At 61.2% G+C, this 18027-nt stretch carries 18 protein-coding genes; 8 read left to right on the top strand and 10 right to left on the bottom strand.

The annotated features are described in order from the left end of the window. Window positions 1-25: 25 nt before the first annotated feature. Both betC and QD357_RS14215 read right to left on the bottom strand, forming a co-directional pair. Window positions 26-1540, bottom strand: coding sequence for a choline-sulfatase (gene betC, locus QD357_RS14220; protein WP_107106760.1), 1515 nt, complete (start codon window positions 1538-1540; stop codon window positions 26-28). 19 nt (window positions 1541-1559) lie between these two features. After that, window positions 1560-2507: a choline ABC transporter substrate-binding protein gene (locus tag QD357_RS14215; RefSeq protein WP_181315992.1), complete on the bottom strand. Its 948-nt coding sequence runs from the start codon at window positions 2505-2507 to the stop codon at window positions 1560-1562. 99 nt (window positions 2508-2606) lie between these two features. Between QD357_RS14215 and QD357_RS14210 the strand changes: the two genes are divergently transcribed. Continuing rightward, a complete protein-coding gene (locus QD357_RS14210) occupies window positions 2607-3509 on the top strand; it encodes a choline sulfate utilization transcriptional regulator (RefSeq protein WP_107106762.1) in 903 nt (300 codons plus the stop codon). 10 nt (window positions 3510-3519) lie between these two features. On the opposite strand, the gene otsA is transcribed toward QD357_RS14210, so the two are convergent. Next, window positions 3520-4896 (bottom strand): alpha,alpha-trehalose-phosphate synthase (UDP-forming), encoded by a 1377-nt coding sequence (gene otsA, locus QD357_RS14205; RefSeq protein ID WP_107106763.1) that lies wholly within the window; start codon window positions 4894-4896, stop codon window positions 3520-3522. A 54-nt stretch (window positions 4897-4950) separates the two neighbouring features. Continuing rightward, window positions 4951-5745 carry a trehalose-phosphatase gene (gene otsB / locus QD357_RS14200; RefSeq protein ID WP_107106764.1) on the bottom strand — a complete coding sequence of 265 codons (795 nt, stop codon included), beginning with the start codon at window positions 5743-5745 and terminating at the stop codon, window positions 4951-4953. Window positions 5746-6653: 908 nt separating this feature from the next. Here otsB and QD357_RS14195 point away from each other — a divergent pair. Further along, window positions 6654-7469, top strand: coding sequence for a class II glutamine amidotransferase (locus tag QD357_RS14195; protein WP_107106765.1), 816 nt, complete (start codon window positions 6654-6656; stop codon window positions 7467-7469). Here QD357_RS14195 and coaBC read toward each other — a convergent pair. From coaBC to QD357_RS14180, 3 genes are all read right to left on the bottom strand, one after another. Further along, window positions 7453-8667 carry a bifunctional phosphopantothenoylcysteine decarboxylase/phosphopantothenate--cysteine ligase CoaBC gene (gene coaBC / locus QD357_RS14190; protein WP_414124454.1) on the bottom strand — a complete coding sequence of 405 codons (1215 nt, stop codon included), beginning with the start codon at window positions 8665-8667 and terminating at the stop codon, window positions 7453-7455. The genes QD357_RS14195 and coaBC overlap by 17 nt on opposite strands. Window positions 8668-8741: 74 nt before the next feature. Next, a complete protein-coding gene (locus QD357_RS14185; protein WP_414124453.1) occupies window positions 8742-9638 on the bottom strand; it encodes a LysR family transcriptional regulator in 897 nt (298 codons plus the stop codon). 126 nt (window positions 9639-9764) lie between these two features. Continuing rightward, window positions 9765-10529 carry an SDR family oxidoreductase gene (locus tag QD357_RS14180; protein ID WP_107106768.1) on the bottom strand — a complete coding sequence of 255 codons (765 nt, stop codon included), beginning with the start codon at window positions 10527-10529 and terminating at the stop codon, window positions 9765-9767. 119 nt (window positions 10530-10648) lie between these two features. Between QD357_RS14180 and QD357_RS14175 the strand changes: the two genes are divergently transcribed. Beyond that, a complete protein-coding gene (locus tag QD357_RS14175; protein ID WP_107106769.1) occupies window positions 10649-11554 on the top strand; it encodes a LysR family transcriptional regulator in 906 nt (301 codons plus the stop codon). On the opposite strand, the gene QD357_RS14170 is transcribed toward QD357_RS14175, so the two are convergent. Further along, window positions 11555-12430 (bottom strand): LysR family transcriptional regulator, encoded by an 876-nt coding sequence (locus tag QD357_RS14170; RefSeq protein ID WP_414124452.1) that lies wholly within the window; start codon window positions 12428-12430, stop codon window positions 11555-11557. It lies immediately after the preceding gene. A 96-nt stretch (window positions 12431-12526) separates the two neighbouring features. Here QD357_RS14170 and QD357_RS14165 point away from each other — a divergent pair, with 96 nt between their 5' ends. The 5 genes from QD357_RS14165 (at window position 12527) to QD357_RS14145 (ending at window position 15521) form a co-directional block, all read left to right on the top strand. Beyond that, entirely contained in the window at window positions 12527-13810 is a 1284-nt protein-coding gene (locus QD357_RS14165) for an MFS transporter (protein WP_107106771.1), read from the top strand. A 14-nt stretch (window positions 13811-13824) separates the two neighbouring features. Continuing rightward, window positions 13825-14211 carry a VOC family protein gene (locus QD357_RS14160; RefSeq protein ID WP_107106772.1) on the top strand — a complete coding sequence of 129 codons (387 nt, stop codon included), beginning with the start codon at window positions 13825-13827 and terminating at the stop codon, window positions 14209-14211. Between the two features lie 92 nt (window positions 14212-14303). After that, window positions 14304-14645, top strand: coding sequence for an ArsR/SmtB family transcription factor (locus QD357_RS14155; RefSeq protein ID WP_107106773.1), 342 nt, complete (start codon window positions 14304-14306; stop codon window positions 14643-14645). Further along, a complete protein-coding gene (locus QD357_RS14150) occupies window positions 14629-15111 on the top strand; it encodes an SRPBCC family protein (protein ID WP_107106774.1) in 483 nt (160 codons plus the stop codon). Before QD357_RS14155 ends, QD357_RS14150 begins: the two co-directional genes overlap by 17 nt. 5 nt (window positions 15112-15116) lie before the next feature. Then, window positions 15117-15521: a GFA family protein gene (locus QD357_RS14145; RefSeq protein WP_107106775.1), complete on the top strand. Its 405-nt coding sequence runs from the start codon at window positions 15117-15119 to the stop codon at window positions 15519-15521. Window positions 15522-15531: 10 nt separating this feature from the next. On the opposite strand, the gene QD357_RS14140 is transcribed toward QD357_RS14145, so the two are convergent. Then, window positions 15532-16200: a spermidine synthase gene (locus QD357_RS14140; RefSeq protein WP_414124451.1), complete on the bottom strand. Its 669-nt coding sequence runs from the start codon at window positions 16198-16200 to the stop codon at window positions 15532-15534. Between the two features lie 126 nt (window positions 16201-16326). Then, window positions 16327-17988 carry a urocanate hydratase gene (locus QD357_RS14135; RefSeq protein WP_414124450.1) on the bottom strand — a complete coding sequence of 554 codons (1662 nt, stop codon included), beginning with the start codon at window positions 17986-17988 and terminating at the stop codon, window positions 16327-16329. Window positions 17989-18027: the final 39 nt, after the last annotated feature.

Below are 18027 nucleotides of genomic sequence, written 5' to 3'. Positions count from 1 at the left end.
TCCGAAAATCTCGGCCACAAAAACCTTACTCTCCACGCGGAAAACGCTGGTTCTCCTCCAGCACGTTCAAGTCCATATGGTTGCGCATATAGCGCTCGGACGCCTTCTGCAGCGGCTGGTAGTCCCATGGATAGTAGGCACCGTTGCGGAGCGCCGCATAGACCACCCATCGCCGCGCCTGGCTTTCGCGCACGGCGGCGTCGAAGGTGGCGAGATTCCAGCGCTGCCTGGCTTGCTCGGTCAGCCGCGCCAGGATTTCTGCGTATGCGGGATCGTCCGCAAGATTGGTGAGCTCTTTGGGATCGGCGTCGAGATCGAAAAGTAGGGGCGGGTCCTTGTCGCAGAGCGTCAGCTTGTAGCGACCGTCACGCAGACCGACGAGCGGCGCTTCCGATCCTTCCGCTGCATACTCCATCGGCACCGGGCCACGGTTTCCCCTGCCATGGACGAGCGGAGCAAGATCCTCTCCATCCGTCCATTGCCGCAGCGAGGCGATATCGAGCCCGGCAAGGCCGGCAAGCGTCGGCGTTACATCGAGCGTCGACACCGGCTGATCGATGCGCCGGGCATTCCAGCCGGGCGCGGCAATCATCAGCGGCACGCGGGCGGAGCCTTCGAAGAAGTTCATCTTGAACCACAATCCGCGTTCGCCGAGCATATCGCCATGGTCGGAAACGAAGAGCACGATGGTGTTGTCGGCCATGCGACCGCGCTCCAGCGCGTCGAGGATTTCGCCGATCTTTTCGTCGACATAGGAAATATTGGCGAAATAGCCGCGCCGGGCTTGGCGCACCTGTTCGGGCGTGATGTCGAAGGCGGTATGGTCGCTCGCCTTCATCAGCCGCTGCGAATGCGGGTCCTGTTCGTCGAAGGGAATTTCCGCGACATCGGGGTCGAGCGCCGGGCAGTCCTCGTAGAGATCCCAGAAGCGGCGGCGGGCGACATAAGGGTCGTGCGGATGGGTGAAGCTGACGGTCAGGCACCAGGGCCGCTCATCATGTCCGCGCGACAGGTCGAGCAGTTTGCGGGTGGCGTGATAGGCGACTTCGTCGTCATATTCCATCTGGTTGGTGATCTCGGCGACGCCGGCTCCGGTCACCGAACCGAGATTGTGATACCACCAGTCGATGCGTTCGCCCGGTTTCGTATAGTCCGGCGTCCAGCCGAAATCGGCGGGGTAGATATCGGTGGTCAGCCGCTCCTCGAAGCCATGCATCTGGTCCGGCCCGACGAAGTGCATCTTGCCGGAGAGCGCCGTCTGGTAGCCGGCTGCCCGCAGATGATGCGCGAAGGTCGGGATATCGGAGGCAAATTCGGCGGCATTGTCATAAACGCGGGTGCGGCTCGGCAGTTGTCCCGACATGAAGGAAGCCCGCGCCGGCGCGCAGAGCGGGCTTGCCGTATAGCTGTTGGCGAAGCGCACGGAGCGTTTCGCCAGTGCCTTCAGCACGGGTGCATGGAGAAAATCGGTCGGGCCGTCGGGAAACAATGTTCCGTTCAACTGATCGACCATGAGGATGAGGATATTCGGGCGCGCCATGTTGGATGTCCTCGACGGATTAAAGGCCGACCGCGGCCTTGACGGCATCGACGCCGGGCTTGCCGTCGATCGTCGTCACGCCAGCAAGCCAGGGCGTCAGAGCCTCGGGATGTGCCTTCAGCCAAGCGGTCGCCGCAGTCTTAGCATCCTGGCCACCGAGAATCGAACCCATCAACGAATTTTCCATGCCGATGTCGAAGGTCAGATTGTGGAACAATTTTGCGGCGTTTGGGCAGGTGGCGGACCAACCGCTGCGCGCCAGCGTGTAGACTTGTGCACCGCCGTAGTCCGGGCCGAAATAGGCGTCGCCGCCGGAGAGATAGGCAATCTTGAAGCGTTCATTCATCGGATGCGGCGCCCAGGCGAGGAAGACGATGGCGTGCTTGTCCTTGCCGGCGCGCTCGACCTGCGACAGCATTGCCTGCTCGCTCGATTCCACCAGTTCCCAGCCCTTCAGGCCGAAGTCGTTGGCGTCGATCATCTTCTGGATATTAGCATTGGCCGGCGCGCCGGGTTCGATGCCATAGATCTTGTGGTCGAAGTCGTCGGCATGTTTCTGCAGGTCGGCAAAATCCTTGATGCCCTTGTCGGCGATATAGGTCGGAACGGCTAGGGTGAATTTCGCGCCCTGAAGATTGCGGTTCAGCACTTCGACAGCTTTCGCCTTGTTGAGGTCATCGACGAAGGCTTTCTGTGCCGGCATCCAATTGCCGAGGAAGACGTCGATCTCGCCTGTTTTCATCGATTGATAGCCGATCGGCACGGAGAGCGTCTTGATATCTGGCACATAGCCGAGTGCGCCAAGCAGCACGCCCGTCACCCCATTGGTCGAGGTGATGTCGGTCCAGCCCGGATCGGACAGATGGATGGTGCGGCAGGAATCGCCATCGGCCTTGGCGACGCCGGCGAAGGACAAGGCGGACAAGAAAGCGCCGACGGCAAGCCGGCCCATGGCAGAAATTCGCATGACGACAGTTCCCTTTTATTATTTGCTCATTTTATTGAACATCAGTAGCATTCGGCCTGTGAAGCAGGCTTTTTTCAATGGGTGACAAAAGGAATTTTTATGGCTGAGCGGCCCGTAGACCTCGGATGGCTGCGAATTTTTGTCGAGGTGGCGCGCTCGGGCAGCCTGTCATCCGCAGCCGCAAACCTTGGATTGACCCAGCCTGCAGTCAGCTATCAGATCCGGCGGATCGAGGAGCAGATGGGCGTCACGCTCTTCGAGCGCCAGCATCGCGGCGTCGAGCTGTCCTCGGAAGGCCGCCGTCTGTTCGAGATCGCGGAGAAGGTGGTCGGTGGTATCGATTCGCTGGTGCGCAGCTTTCGCGCTGAGGCGCAGCGGCCGGCAGTGCGGCTCAAGACCGACTATGCCTTCTCGGCGCTCTGGCTGATCCCGCGCATGCATCGGTTTCGCCTGCTTCATCCGGAGCTGGATATTCAGATCGTCGCCACGCAACGGCAGGAGCGTAGCCATTCGGAAAGCGGCGATGTCGCCGTCGTCTTTGGCGCGCGGGAAGAGTTCGGGCCGGAAGTGGCATTGTTGTTGCCTGAGAAGGTAGCGCCGATTTGTACGCAGGGCTTCGTCGATAAATACGGTCCTTTCAGCGATCCCAGCCGTCTGGCGCAAGCGACGCTGGTGCATCTGGACACGGAAACACCATCGCCCTGGTTCGATTGGAAGAGCTATTTTGCGGCACTTGGCATCACTCGGGATACCTATGCTGGCCATGGCGACCTGCGGTTCAACACCTATTCGCTGGTCGTCCAGGCTGCGATCGGCGAACAGGGGCTGGCACTCGGTTGGATGGGACTGGTGGATTCACTGTTGGCCGGGCGCATGCTGGTGACCGCCGGTCCGGTGCTGGACGGGCCGAACCGCGGCTATTGGCTTCTGCCGCCGAAGTCGCAGAGCATGCATGCCGAGCGGCTGACGGAATGGCTGGTCAGGGAAGCGGCAGCAATGTAGCCGTTGCTCATTACTCCGCCCTCAAGTCGGTCAGGAAGGTATCGCACCAGCGCGAAACATCGTTTTCCAGCAGATGGTCCATCATGCCGCGCCAGCGCTCGCGCCGTTCTTCCAGCGGCATATTGATGCCGCGCGCCAGGGCATTTGCGGTGCCATCGACGTCATAGGGGTTGACCAGCAGCGCACCTTTCAATTCGCGCGCCGCACCGGCGAAACGCGAGAGCACCAGCACGCCGGGATCATCCGGGTCCTGCGCCGCCACATATTCCTTGGCGACGAGGTTCATGCCGTCGCGCAGGGGCGTCACCAGGCCGACTTTCGCCAGCCGATAGAGGCCAGCCAGGACCGGGCGGCTGATCGAGCGGTTGATGTAGCGGATCGGCACCCAGTCGACGGTGCCGATCGCGCCGTTGACCCGGCCTGCCTGCTCAGCGACGGCATGCTGCATCGCCTCGTATTCCGGCACTTCGGAGCGCGATTTCGGCGTGATCTGCAGATAGGTGACGCGGCGGTGATGGGCCGGATTGTTGGTGATGAAGCGTTCGAACGCGTCGATGCGCTGCGTGATCCCTTTGGAATAATCGAGCCGGTCGACGCCGATGATCAGGTCGCGGCCTTCGACGCTTTGCCGCGCTTTGCGCACCATGCTGTGGGCTGCGGCCTTGCGGGCGAAAGCGGCGAAGGCCGCGGTCTCGATGCCGATCGAGTAAGCACCGCCGCGGAAGTTGTGGCCGTGTGCGCTGAAATGGCCTGGGCTGTTTTCGACGCCCATGCCTTCGCGCTTCAGGCAGCCAGCGAAATTTTCGAGATCGTATTTGGTCTGGAAGCCGAGGAGGTCATAGGAGGAGAGACCCCGCATGATTTCCTCGTGCACGGGCATGGTGAAGAGCACATCGGCCGGCGGCCAGGGAATATGCAGGAAGAAACCGATGCGGTTCTTGAACCCCATTTGCCTCAGTTCTGCCGCCAGCGGAATAAGATGGTAGTCATGCACCCAGATGATATCATCGGGCTCGACGAGCGGCGCTAGCCGGTGGGCGAAGAAGCGGTTGACGCGGAAATAGCTGGCCATTTCCTTGCGGCCATATTCGGCCAAGTCCAGCCGGTAATGGCAGATCGGCCAGAGCACGCGGTTTGCGAAGCCTTGGTAATATTCCTCGACATCGGTCTGGGTGAGATCGGTCAGCGCGTAGGTGATGTTGCCGTCTTCGGTCAGCACCAGCGGTTCGGGTTCGATATCGCCGCTCGATTTGCCGGACCAGCCCATCCAGACGCCGCCGCGTTCGGCAAGGGCAGCCTGCAACGCCACGGCAAGCCCACCCGCCGCCGCCGCACCTTGGTTGTCGGGGACGGAAACACGGTTGGAAACAATGATGAGACGACTCACGGAATGCTCCTTTCGAGAGGGCCGCGGCGGTAGGCCGAAATGACCAAAAAGTGATTATTTGGCGAGCGCTGCGAGTATCTCTCTTAAACGCGCGGGCGAGGGAATGGATGCACGGGCGAGCGTCTTGCCCTTGGGCGGGCCGATGCGCACGGATTGACCGCCGAGGCGGTTCGCGACGGCGAACATGGTCTCGTCGGTGACGTCGTCACCGATCGCGAGAGGCCGCCGCCCGTTGAAGGGGGGCTCATTGAGAAAGGCCTCGACGGCATGCCCTTTGCTCGCATGCGCCGGACAAATTTCGACMACAAGCTTGCCGTGCTGCAGGATCCAGTCCGGGCCGGCTTCCTGCAGATAGCGCTGCATCACTTCGGCGACGTCAGCTTCGCGCTCGGGCGCCAGCCGGTAGTGAACGGCGACCGCAGCCCCTTTGTCCTCGACGAGAACGCCGGGCCAGGCCTCGACCTCCCGCGCGATCATGAGCTTCATCTCATGGAAGGCATGCGGTATCAGCGCGCGCCGCAGGCGTCCCGCCCCATCGCGTCGTTCGGCGCCATGCAGGCCGGCGACAGAGAAGTGGAAGGGAGCAAACAGAGGGTCCACAAAGGCAACCGCGCGCCCGGTCACCAGCGCCAGCGCGCCGCCGAGCCGGCGTGAGAGCGTCTCAAGTACAGAGGGCAGGCTCGGAGGTACGGCGATCGCTTCCGGGGTCTCCGCGAGATCGAGCAGCGTTCCGTCTATATCGAGGAACAGCGCCCATTCGTCAGGATACAATGAGAGTGCGGTAAGCGCCGGCTCATTCGGCGGCGCTGGCTCGGCTTCACCCTGTTCGGGCTGTTCCTTGTAAGTCATGGAGGTTTAGCTATGGCGCACTTTTCGTTCGGCAAGAGAAAAACGACCACGACGGAGGTTTATTCCGGCAATGACAGCCCTAAGTACCGCAATATAGGCAACCGATAGATGCAAAAAAGGGCCGCACGAAGCGACCCTTCCATGAGTTTTGGCCCGTAACTGGCCTGAAGCGCAAGACGCTTCCGGAAGGCTTGATCAGAGCGAGGGCTGCCTCGCAACGCTCACAACCATTTCCATGCCTGATACGCGGACCGAAATCTCACTAGACATTGGATCACCTTCCTTTCGCTACGTTGACGATATGCCTAACGTAACTCAAATTTCACTGAATTCAAGGGTGTTCAAAGGCGGAATGTTTCACTCTTCGTGACGCATTGAAACGCAAGGGTTCGTTCAACTTTTGCGTGATATTCATCGTGGCAGTTGGTAGCGGAAGTGGCACCTGTCTGTGCCAGCGGACAGGATCGGGGAAGATGTGCAACCTCGACCGTGGCGATCGGCCTCGCCGTCAACAAGGAGGTGAGCTATGTGGTTTCCATTTAGCGTCACGTTTCGCATAAGAAAAACCCGGACTAGCTGGCAGCTTGAGGTCCGGGTGACTTTCTAATCGCGAAATAAACGAGGGGTGGGCTGCAACCCGCCCCTCACTCCGGAAATATAGGCCAAGCCGACATTTTCATCAAGCTATGCAGCGTGGGGCGAAAAGCCGCTTAAAAGTCGGCACGTTCACATAAGAATAATGTTGCGACGCCGAAACGTGATCGGACGGCGTGTCAAGAATCTGTCACTTTCACCCCTCAATTCTTGGTAAATTAAGAGTTTATTACCTATTCCGCACGAACAATCGTCCTTGATTTTGACATTCTCCCGCGGGACAGGGAGCGAGCGGGAATTGGAGCGAAAGACGTATGTGTCGCTGGGCAGCCTATCGTGGAGACCCCCTCTATCTGGAGGAGCTGGTGTCTTCGCCTGCCCACTCCCTGATCGAACAATCCCACTGCGCCACACGCGCCAAGACGGCAACCAACGGTGACGGATTTGGTATCGCCTGGTATGGCGACCGGCCAGAGCCCGGCCGTTATCGCGATATCCTCCCGGCTTGGTCCGATTGCAATCTCAAGAGCTTGGCGCGGCAGATCCGTTCGCCACTCTTTCTCGCCCATGTCCGCGCCGCGACCGGCGGCGGCACGCGTCGGGACAATTGCCATCCTTTCGTGCATGGGAACTGGTCTTTCCAGCACAACGGGCAGATTTCCAATTTCGACCGTTTGCGTCGGCCGATGGAATCCATGCTCGACGATCAGCTTTTTCATGCCCGCGGCGGCACGACCGATTCCGAGCTTCTGTTCCTGCTGGCCTTGCAATTCGGTCTTGCATCCAATCCGTTTGCCGCGATTTCGGAAGCCATCGGTTTTGCCGAGGGCCTGTCGGTTCATCTGACCGGTTCGGCGCTGGTGCGCTTCACGGCCGCTTTTTCCGATGGAAAGTCGCTATATGCGGTGCGCTACGCCACCGACCGCAAGGCGCCGACACTTTATGCCTCGCCTGTCGGCATTGGCTATTGCCTCGTATCCGAGCCGTTGAACGACGATATCGATGCCTGGACGGAAGTTCCGGATGGCAGCGCAGTATTGATCGACGATATGGGCGTGCATATCACGCCCTTCCAGCCGGAAAAGCGCGCGTCCGCCGGGCCGCAGGCGCCCGTCACGATCCCGGCTTGAACTGTTCGGCAATCAAAGCCGCCAGACGCGCTGCCACTTCTTCCTTGTCGAGATCGGGCCACTGCTCCACGCCGTGATGGCGGATGAGTTTTACGCTGTTCCGCATACCGCCCATGATGCCCGTTGCCGGCGAGACATCGTTGGCGACGATCATGTCGGCGCCCTTGCGCTCCAGTTTCGCCCTGGCATTCGCCTCGACATCCTGCGTTTCGGCGGCAAAGCCGATGACGAGCTTCGGCCGCTGCGTGTGATGGCCGACGGTTTTCAGGATGTCGGGATTTTCGGTGAGCGCCAGCGTCGGAATGGATTCGCCCGGATGTTTCTTGATCTTCTGATCGGCGGCAGAGGCGACGCGCCAGTCGGCGACGGCCGCGACCATCACGGCGATATCGGCCGGAAGAGCCGAAAGCACGGCATCGCGCATCTCTTCTGCCCGCTCGACATGAACGACGTGCATGCCCATCGGATCGGGGATCGAAACAGGCCCGGTGACTAGTGTGACATCGGCGCCAAGGGCCGCGAGTGCCGAGGCGATAGCATGCCCTTGCCGGCCGGAAGAACGATTGGCGATGTAACGCACCGGGTCGATCGGCTCATGCGTCGGACCCGACGTGACGACGGCCTTTCTGCCGGCGAGCGGTCTTGCCCCATCATCCAGCCGCATCTCGGCGGCAGCGACGATCTCTAGCGGCTCCGCCATGCGGCCGGTGCCTGCCTCCTTGCTCTCGGCCATTTCGCCGGCCATAGGCCCGACGAAGCGGATGCCGTCGCCCCTCAATGTCTCGATGTTGCGCTTCGTCGCCGGATGCGCCCACATCTTCGGATTCATCGCGGGTGCTGCGAGTACGGGCCGGTCGGTCGCGAGCAGCACGGTCGACGCAAGGTCATCGGCCAGGCCATTGGCCATCTTGGCGAGGAGATCGGCAGTCGCCGGCGCAATCAGCACCAGGTCGCAGTCCCGCGCCAGCCGGATATGGCCGACATCCTGCTCATCCTGTCGGGAAAACAGGTMGGTGAAGACATGATCCGCCGCCAATGCGCCGACGGCAAGCGGCGTGATGAATTGCTGTGCCCCCGATGTCATGATCGGGCGGACTGAGGCGCCGCGCTCGCGCAGCCGCCGGATGAGGTCGAGGCTCTTATAGGCCGCGATGCCACCGGAAATGATAAGAAGGATGCGTTTTCCCGCGAGAACCATGGCTCGAACCCGTCGCCTGTTTTTGTGCCCATGAACCTAAGCCTTTGGCGCATAATAGGCAATCGGCAGCAGCGTCAGCCGAGAATGTCGACGCAGAAGTCGATGAAGGCGCGCACCTTTGCCGGCACATGGTGGCGGGACGGGTAAAAGGCGTAAAGCGGGTAAAGCTMGTCCTTCCAGTCCGGAAAAAGGTCGACAAGCTCTCCGCGGTCCAGAAAATCCGTGATGCCGAGCGTGAAGACCTGAGCGATACCGAGGCCAGCAAGGCAGGTTCCGAGCGTCGTCCCGGCATCGTTGACCAGGATGCGGCCGCGCGTCTCGACCGGGATGACCTTGCACCCGCGTCGGAATTCCCATTCGAATGCGCGCCCGGTGCTCGGGTCCTGATAGTGGATGCAGAGATGGTTCGCGACGTCGGCCGGCGTTTTCGGCCGGCCATAACGCTCGATATAGGCGGGTGCTGCAACCGTCATCACGCGGGTTTCCAGAAGCAACCGGGCAATCAGCGAGGTCTGCGGCGGCTCGCCGAAGCGCAGGGCTACATCCATGCCGTCGGCCACAAGATCACCGATCTCGTTGCGGGTCAGGATCTCGATCTGCAGGTCGGGATAGAGGTCGAGGAAGGCGCCGAGCCGCGGCGCCAGGACGAGGCGGGAAAAATAGGGGTCGACATTGATGCGCAGACGGCCGCGTACGGATTGAGCGACACCCGCCACCGTCGTCGCGGCCTCCTCGATGCCGCCGAGCAGCGGCACGACCTGCTCATAAAACCGCGCGCCATCATCCGTAAGCCGCAATGCTCGCGTGGTACGATCGAGCAGGCGCACGCCGATGCGCGCCTCCAGCCGCGAAACTGCTCGGCTGACTCCTGATGGCGTAAGGCCAAGCGCTTCCGCCGCCCGCACGAAGCTGCCACCCTCGACCACGGCCGTCAGCACGCTGACGCCATTCAGCAATCGTCCGTCGAACATTGTCCCATCCATGATTTTCCGTCAGCAATCATGAAGTCACGATGCATTTCCGTCAAAGTCTTTTGGATGCGAGGAGGCCGCGGAGGGAGAGGGTCCGCGGCCTTTCTTCAGTCATTCCGTACGTGGTTAGGTACGCGTGATCGAGGCGCCGCCATCGACCAGCGATGCAGTACCGGTGACGAAGCTTGCATCATCGGAGGCGAGGTAGAGGACCGAGCGGGCCAGTTCGTCAGGACCGGCGACACGCTTCAGCGCATGCAGATTGGTGATGAAGCCCTGCTTGTCGGGAGTGTCGTTCATCTCGCGATACATGTCGGTATCGACGGCGCCCGGCAGCACGGCATTGACCCGCACATTCTGCTGGCCGAATTCGGCCGCGAGTGCCTGCGTCAGGCCGATCAGGCCGGACTTGCTGGCGGCATAAGCGGCAACGCCGGGGAAGGCAAAGCTGTAGCCTACAAAGGTCGACGTGAAGATCACCGAGCCGCCTCCATTCTTGACCATTTCGCCGATCTGATGCTTTGCGGCGAGGAAGGAAGCGGTCAAGTTGATTGCGAGCGCATCGCTAAAACCTGCCTCGGAAACCTCAGTGCTCGGGCCGGCTTCGCCCAGCGTGCCGGCATTGTTGAAGGCGATGTCGAGCTTGCCATAGCGCTCGACGGCAAGGGCGACCAATGCCTTGTGGTAATCTTCCGAACGCACGTCACCGGCAAGCGCGGCCGCTTTGCCGCCCGCAGCCTTGATTTCTGCAACAAGGCTTTCCAACTCGGCCCCACGCCGGGCGCCCACGATAACTTTGGCACCTTCGGCAGCGAAGAGTTTTGCGGTGGCGCGGCCAATGCCGGAGCTGGCGCCGGTGACGATTGCGACTTTTCCATTCAAGCGGTTCATTGTTCCATCTCCTGTGTGTGGACGTGTCTGTTGTTCCGTCCGATGCGCAGAGAATGGTATTTTTCGATCGTTCGGATTAGTCTTCTAATCATGGAATTCGAATTCGGGATTGCCGAACGATGCTCAAGATTGAAGGAATCGCTGCTTTTGTGGCCGTTGCCGAAGCGGGATCGATCAGTGAAGCCGCGCGCCGGCTGCGCCTGTCGAAATCCGTCGTCAGCGAGCGGTTGGCGGAAATGGAGAAGACGCTCGGCGCGACGCTGCTGCATCGCACGACCCGTAAGTTGACATTGACGGAGGATGGTGCTGCTTTCCTGGAGCGCGCGTCTCGGATCGTGCACGATGTGCGGGAGGCGGCGGCCGATCTGGCCAGGCGACGTGGCACATTGGCGGGCCCCTTGCGCATCACTGCCCCCGTCACCTTCGGCCGCATGCATCTCGGTCCGGCGCTCTATCCCTTTCTGGCCGATCACCCTGAAATTGAATTGACGCTCGATCTCGACGACCGGCGTGTCGATGCCTCCTCGGACGGCTATGACGCCATCATTCGCCATGGCCTGATTGCCGATTCGCGCCTCGTTGCCTGGAAGCTTGCCCGCAGCCGCCGCCTTCTMGTGGCGTCGCCGGACTATCTCAGCCGTCACGGCAGGCCAACATCGCTATCCGATCTCGAGAACCATCGCGGTATTTTCTACAGCAATCGCGGCGTGGCCGACTGGCGTTTCCAAGGGCCCGATGGCGCTGTCGTCATCAGAGGGAAGCTGGCATTCGGCGTCAACAATGGCGATGTCATCCACGATGCCGCCGTCGCCGGCTTGGGGATCGCATTGTTGCCGGTCTTCATCGCAGGCCCGGCGATCGGGGAGGGGCGGCTTGTCGAGATCGACGTCGGCTACCGGCCCGAACCGGAGTTCATCTTCATGGCCCATCCCGAGGGGCGCAATCCCTCGGCAAAGCTCCGAGCCATCGCCGACCATCTGAAGCAGGCGTTCGGCGATCCGCCCTATTGGGAGCGAAACCGCTGACTACGCGATCAGGCTCATGAGATTGGCAACGACAGGCGATCGCTGCGCCTTGAGGCTCGCGAGGCCAAGCCGTGCCACGACCGGCGGCCCATCGATCTGCCGATAGGCCACGCCGTCGAGCTTGATCTGTGCGATCGAAGCCGGAACGATGGAAACGCCCAGATTGGCGGCGACGAGATTGACGACGGAGGGAATCTGCGGCGCTTCCTGCATCACCACCAGCTCAAATCCCGCTTCGCGGCAAGCTCCAACGATATCGTCATAGAGGCTGAGCCCCACCATGCGCGGAAAGAGAATGAAGGGCTCACCGGCCAATGCCGCGATCGGTACGCGTTCCTTTTCTGCCAGCGGATGATGCGCTGGCAGCGCGATCAGCATCGGCTCGTCGGCAAAGCGCTTCAGCCGGACATCCCGTGGGTCTTCCAGGCCAGGACGAATAAAGGCGGCATCGATCTCGCCGCGCATCAGCCGCTCCATCAGCGCGTTGGTGTTCATCTCCGTGAGCGACAGCCTCACTTCGGGCCAATGGCCTCGAAACTCGCGGATGGTTTCCGTGACGATCGTGTTGAAGGCGGAAGAGGCGGTAAAGCCGAGCGCCAGCCGGCCAATCTCGCCGCGATTGGCGCGCTGGGCGGCAAGTTTGGCTTTTTCCGCCTCATCCACGGCGGCTTTGGCTTCGCTGAGGAAAGCCTCTCCCGCCTCCGTCAACTCTGCCCCATGGGGAACACGGTGAAACAGCATCGCGCCCACCTCGTTTTCGAGATCGCGGATCTGTTGGCTGAGCGGCGGCTGGCCGATGCCGAGCTTGGCGGCGGCTCGGGTGAAATTTCCCGCTTCCGCCAGCGCCAGAAAATAACGGATATGACGCAGCTCCATCGCTATCTCCAAAAGCTATTGAGATCGCCTGTTCCATATATTGGACTAATGAAGCGGATCTGACTAGATTCCGGGGCAAGAAAGGTTGTGTGCCCCATGTTCCGCGCCGCCAGCAAGCAGCAAACCATTGCTTCCGAAGTCCCATCCCGTCCCGAACTGACGCTCGTCAGAAATGAGCCGCCGGCCGAGTCCCGCCAATTCCTCACGCGCGGCACGCCCGCCTTCCGCCGCGCCACCATTGCCCTGTTTCTCTCGGGTTTTGCCACCTTCTCGCTGCTCTATTGCGTGCAGCCGCTAATGCCGATTTTCTCCGAGGATTTCGGTGTCACGCCGGCTGCAAGTTCGCTGTCGCTGTCGCTTTCGACCGGCTTCCTGGCCTTCGCGATCTTCGGCGCGGCCGCCGTTTCCGAAAGCCTCGGCCGACGCAGCCTGATGTTCATATCGCTGTTGGGCGCAGCAATCTGTACGCTCGTCTGTGCGGTCTCGCCGAGCTGGCATATGCTGCTCGTCGCCCGCGCGCTCGAGGGTTTCCTGCTGGGTGGTGTGCCCGCCGTTGCCATGACCTACCTGGCTGAAGAGATCGAACCGCGCGGCCTCGGTAGCGCCATGGGTCTCTATATCGCCGGCAATGCCTTTGGCGGCATGGCTGGCCGCGTGGTCACGGGTACGATTGCTGAATTCCTGAGCTGGCGGCCGGCACTGGCCGCTGTCGGCATTCTTGGCCTGATCGCCTCCATCGGCTTCCTCTATCTTCTGCCGCCGTCGCGCAATTTCACGCCGCGCAAGGGATTTGATGCCGCCTTCCACCTGAAGGCCTGGAGCGGCCACTTCCGTAACCCGGCGTTGCCGCTGCTGTTCGCCATCGGCTTTCTCGTCATGGGCTCCTTCGTCACGGTCTATAACTATGCCGGTTTCCGCCTCGTCGCCGATCCCTATGACCTCAGCCAGACCGAGCTCGGCCTGATCTTTACCGCCTATCTCTTCGGCATCGCCGCCTCATGGGTCGCGGGTCTACTCGGCGATCGCATCGGCCATTTCGTCGTGCTGCCGGCGGGCGTATTGATCGCGGCGCTTGGTGCGGCGGTGACGCTTTTCAGCTCCCTGCCGCTCATCATCCTCGGCATCGTTCTGGTGACGATCGGCTTCTTCATGACCCATTCCGTCGCCAGCGCGCTTGTGGGACGGCTTGCTCGCAACTTCAAGGGACACGCCTCCTCGCTCTACCTGCTCGCCTACTATCTTGGCTCCAGCATTGCCGGTTCGGTCGGCGGCTATTTCTGGCTTGCCGACGGCTGGAATGCCGTGGTTGCCTTCATCCTCGTCATGCTGGCAATGTGTGTCATTAGCGCCCTTGCCGTTGCCAGACTGGCGCGTCGTTGAGGCCGGAGGCCGCCATGATCCGCATCGACCATCTCGATCATCTGGTGCTCACGGTTGCGAGCATCGATGAAAGCTGCGATTTCTATGTCCGCGTTCTCGGCATGGGCGTCGAAACTTTCGGCGAGGGCCGCAAGGCTCTCACCTTTGGCAACCAGAAAATCAATCTGCACCGCGCCGGCCACGAGTTCGAGCCCAAGGCCGATCGGCCGACACCGGGCTCGGCCGACATTTGTTTCATCAGCACCACTCCGCTCGATGACATCACAGCTCACTTGCATGCCGAGGGCGTTGCGATCGAAGAAGGTCCCGTCCGCCGAACCGGCGCGACCGGCCCCATTCTCTCGGTCTATTTCCGCGATCCGGATCAGAATCTGATCGAAGTATCCAACAACATTTCCTGAGATTGCCCCGCCGACCGGCGCTTCTCGACAGAGCATTGTTGCGGCCTATAATAAACCTATTAGTTAATTAACTATATGGTTTATGAAGTCGCATGGACACATTGAGCATCACCCTTTCCGCCTTGGCTGACCCAACCCGCCGGGCAATCCTGGCGCGGTTGGCGACTGGCGAGGCATCCGTTTCCGAACTGGCCGAACCCTTCGACATGTCGCTGGTCGCTGTCTCCAAGCATCTGAAGGTGCTGGAAAAGGCCGGGCTGATCTCGAAGGGGAGGGAAGCGCAATGGCGGCCTTGCCGGCTGGAGCCGAAGCCGCTGCGGCAGGTCGATGACTGGCTGGAGAGCTACCGTCAGTTCTGGAACGACAACCTTGATCGCCTGGAAGCTTACGCGGAACTATTGCAAAAGGGAGGAAAGAATGACCCCAGCAACTGAGGGCGGCAGCATGCGGCCACCGCGCGAGATCGTGCTGACCCGCGATATTGCCGCGCCGCGCGCCCTGCTGTTTCGCATCTGGACCGAGCCGGAACATCTGATGCGCTGGTGGGGGCCGCAGAACATGACGGCGCCATTCGTCTCCGTCGACCTTCACGAAGGCGGCGCCTGGCGGCATTGCATTTTGACACCAGAGGGCAGGGAATATTGGAGCCACGGGCGCTATCTGGAGATCGTCCCGCCCGAGCGCCTCGTCTTCACCTTCGCCTGGGAAAATCTGGATGGAAAATCCGGCCACTCGATGCAGGTGACCGTGGAATTTCAAGAGCTTGGCGAGAAGACACGCCTCATCTTCCGCAAGGTCGAACTGCCCGACGACACCGAACTAAGATTGCAGACCGGCGGCTGGGAGCAGGCCCTCGACAAATACGTCGCCTACGCAGAAGCCACCTCAAGGGAAGGATGAGAGTGATGAAAAAGACCTATCATGGAAGCTGCCATTGCGGCGCCGTCGCTTATGAAGCTGATCTCGATCTGCAGGGCGGCACCTTCAAATGCAACTGCTCGATCTGCAGGAAAAAGCGCAATTGGCTGGCCGTCGCCACGCCAGCAGATTTCCGCCTGACCTCGGGCGAGGACAGCATCGGCGAATATCAATTCGGCCCGCGCATCCTGCATCATCTCTTCTGCAAGAGTTGCGGCATCAGTTCTTTCAACTGGGGTGAAAATCCCGCACTCGGCGGCAAATTCTACGCAATCAGCATTAGCTGCCTGGACGATGCCACGGATGAAGAACTCGCCTCGCTTCCCGTCGGATATTTTGACGGCCGCGATGATCGCTTCGATCGCGCGCCGGAGGAAACGCGTTATCTTTAGCGAAAGGGTTCTAGCCTTTGGTAGCCAACCAGATGACATGACGGGCGCCGCTTTTGCCATTGGCGCGCGTATTGACCACCTCGGCGGCAAAACCGCTGTCGCGCAGCCGCCGTGTGAAGCGATCGTCAGGTCCCGAAGACCAGACCGCGAGCACGCCACCGGGCCGCAGCGCATCGCGTGCTGCCTTCAATCCCTKATAATCGTAAAGACCGTCATTGGCTTCTGATGTGATGCCATCCGGGCCGTTGTCGACATCGAGCAGGATGGCGTCGTATGTCGCCTTGCGGGCTCGGATGAGCGGACGCACATCGCCTTCGTGGATGGCGACGCGCGGGTCGTCGAGGCAGCCGTTGAAGACTATTGCCATCGGCCCGCGTGCCCATGTGACGACGGCCGGAACCAGCTCCGCAACCGTGACCTTGGCGTCCGCACCGAGTTCACCGAGGGCTGCCCGCAAGGTAAAGCCCATGCCGAGGCCGCCGATCAGGATGTGCGGCGCCTTCCGGTCCTTGATCTTTTCGTAGGAAAGCGTGGCTAGTGCCCGCTCCGAGCCGCTCAAGCGGCTGTTCATCAGCTCGTTGGTGCCGAGCATGATGGAGAATTCCTGGCCGCGCTGCTTCAAGCGCAGCTCGCCGCCACCGGGGATTTTCGCAGTGTCGAGCAAGGTCCAGGGGATCACGGGCACTCTCCAAAGCAATTCCAGGAAAAATGCGTGAGCCGCTTTCCGTCCGGAATTGCATGTAAAATAGGTCGTTTCGAATTGCCCGGGACCATAGTCTTTCAAAGCTGCAAATAACAGACGTGCTTATCCGAGACGGATATAGGGCACATCCTTTTTCGCAACTTCGTCCAGCGCTTCCTCATAGCCGGCGTCGGCATAGCGCATGACACCAAGCGCCGTGTCATTGGTCAGCGCGTGATCGAGCCGTTCATCGGCCGCCGGCGTGCCATCGGCGACCACGGTGACGCCACAGCTCGTCATATAGCCGGCATAGCCGCCGCCGCCGGAATGGACGACGACGAGATCGGCCATGGATGAGCAGAGCATCATGGCGTCGATCAGCGGCCAGTCGGCGATGGCGTCGGAGCCATCCTTCATGCGCTCGGTCATGATATTCGGATGCGCCATGGCGCCGGCATCGAGATGGTCGCGCGAAAAGGCGATCGGCCCCCTCAGCTCGCCGCTTGCCACAAGCTCGTTGACGCGGCGGGCAAGTGCTGTGCGCTCGCCATGGCCAAGCCAAGCGATGCGCGCCGGCAGCCCTTCGAAGGGCACATGCTGGCGGGCAAGGCGGATCCAGTTGGTGATGATCTTATTGTCCGGGAACATCTCCAGCAGCAGATCGTCGATGCGGGCTATATCGCTTTCCTCGCCCGAAAGCGCCATCCAGCGGAATGGACCGATGGCGCGGCAGAAGAGCGGCCGCAGATAGGCTTCGGTGAAGATCGGGATATCGAAGGCGTTGGCAACGCCGCCTTCCTTCGCCTGGGTGCGGATCAGGTTGCCGTTGTCGAAGACTTCGGAGCCCTTCTTCTGGAAGTCCAGCATGGCCTTCACATGCTCGACGATGGAGGCGCGGCTGGCTGCCATGAGCTGGCCCTGGCCATCGTCGCGCAAATCCCGAACCTGTTGCAGGCTCATGCCCTTTGGCACATAGCCATAGACGAGATCGTKGGCGGAGGTCTGATCGGTGACGATATCGGGCACGATGCCGCGCCGTGCGATCTCAGGGTAGATCTCGGCCGCATTGCCGACGAGGCCGACGGAAAGCGCCCGCTTTTCCTTGACCGCGGCGTCGATCATCGCCAGCGCGGAATCGAGATCGGGCGCGATCTCCTGCAGATAGCCGATGTCCTGGCGTTTCCTGGCGCGCTCCGCATCGATGTCGACGCAGAGGATCGCGGCACCCGCCATGCGGCCGGCGAGAGGCTGCGCGCCGCCCATTCCGCCGAGACCGGCGGTCAAAACGAAGCGGCCGAAGAGATCGCCGCCGAAGCGGCGCTCGGCGATGCGCATGAAGATTTCGTAGGTGCCCTGGATCACGCCCTGGCTGCCGATATATTGCCAGGCGCCGGCCGTCAGCCCACCCCAGCAGATCAGCCCCTTGCGCTGCAGTTCGTAGAACACTTCTGCCTTCGCCCACTGCCCKACGATATTGCAGTTCGCCATGATGACGAGCGGCGCCTTGTCATGCGTGCGGATGAGGCCGATCGGCTTGCCGGATTGAATGAGCAGCGTCTGGTTCTCATCCATTTCCGTCAGCGCCTTCACGATGCCCTTATGTGCTGCCCAATTGCGGGCCGCCTTGCCGAGGGCTGCGTAGACGACAAGATTGTCTGGATCTTCGCCGACCGAGAGCACGTTTTCGAGCAGGCGCAGCAGGGCCTCCTGCCGCCAGCCTTTGGCACGCAGCTCCGGGCCGCCCGGAATGGGGAATTTCGGGTGACGTGGATTGGCTTTCGGCATGGTCCTCTTACCTCTTGTTTGGTGGTCTTCCTTCTCCTC

It is taken from the genome of Rhizobium sp. BR 317, from assembly GCF_047445835.1.
In the GTDB taxonomy this organism is placed as follows: Bacteria; Pseudomonadota; Alphaproteobacteria; order Rhizobiales; family Rhizobiaceae; genus Rhizobium; species Rhizobium paranaense.
The sequence above is the reverse complement of the archived record's forward strand: the minus strand, read 5'-3'. Positions and strand labels throughout refer to the sequence as shown.

Bases quoted from the DNA above. Each gene is read 5' to 3' on its own strand.
- QD357_RS14195 (WP_107106765.1), top strand. From the start codon at position 6,654: ATGTGTCGCTGGGCAGCCTATCGTGGAGACCCCCTCTATCTGGAGGAG.
- QD357_RS14215 (WP_181315992.1), bottom strand. From the start codon at position 2,507: ATGCGAATTTCTGCCATGGGCCGGCTTGCCGTCGGCGCTTTCTTGTCC.
- QD357_RS14165 (WP_107106771.1), top strand. From the start codon at position 12,527: ATGTTCCGCGCCGCCAGCAAGCAGCAAACCATTGCTTCCGAAGTCCCA.
- QD357_RS14150 (WP_107106774.1), top strand. From the start codon at position 14,629: ATGACCCCAGCAACTGAGGGCGGCAGCATGCGGCCACCGCGCGAGATC.
- QD357_RS14180 (WP_107106768.1), bottom strand. From the start codon at position 10,529: ATGAACCGCTTGAATGGAAAAGTCGCAATCGTCACCGGCGCCAGCTCC.
- QD357_RS14210 (WP_107106762.1), top strand. From the start codon at position 2,607: ATGGCTGAGCGGCCCGTAGACCTCGGATGGCTGCGAATTTTTGTCGAG.
- QD357_RS14145 (WP_107106775.1), top strand. From the start codon at position 15,117: ATGAAAAAGACCTATCATGGAAGCTGCCATTGCGGCGCCGTCGCTTAT.
- betC (WP_107106760.1), bottom strand. From the start codon at position 1,540: ATGGCGCGCCCGAATATCCTCATCCTCATGGTCGATCAGTTGAACGGA.
- QD357_RS14160 (WP_107106772.1), top strand. From the start codon at position 13,825: ATGATCCGCATCGACCATCTCGATCATCTGGTGCTCACGGTTGCGAGC.
- QD357_RS14170 (WP_414124452.1), bottom strand. From the start codon at position 12,430: ATGGAGCTGCGTCATATCCGTTATTTTCTGGCGCTGGCGGAAGCGGGA.
- QD357_RS14155 (WP_107106773.1), top strand. From the start codon at position 14,304: ATGGACACATTGAGCATCACCCTTTCCGCCTTGGCTGACCCAACCCGC.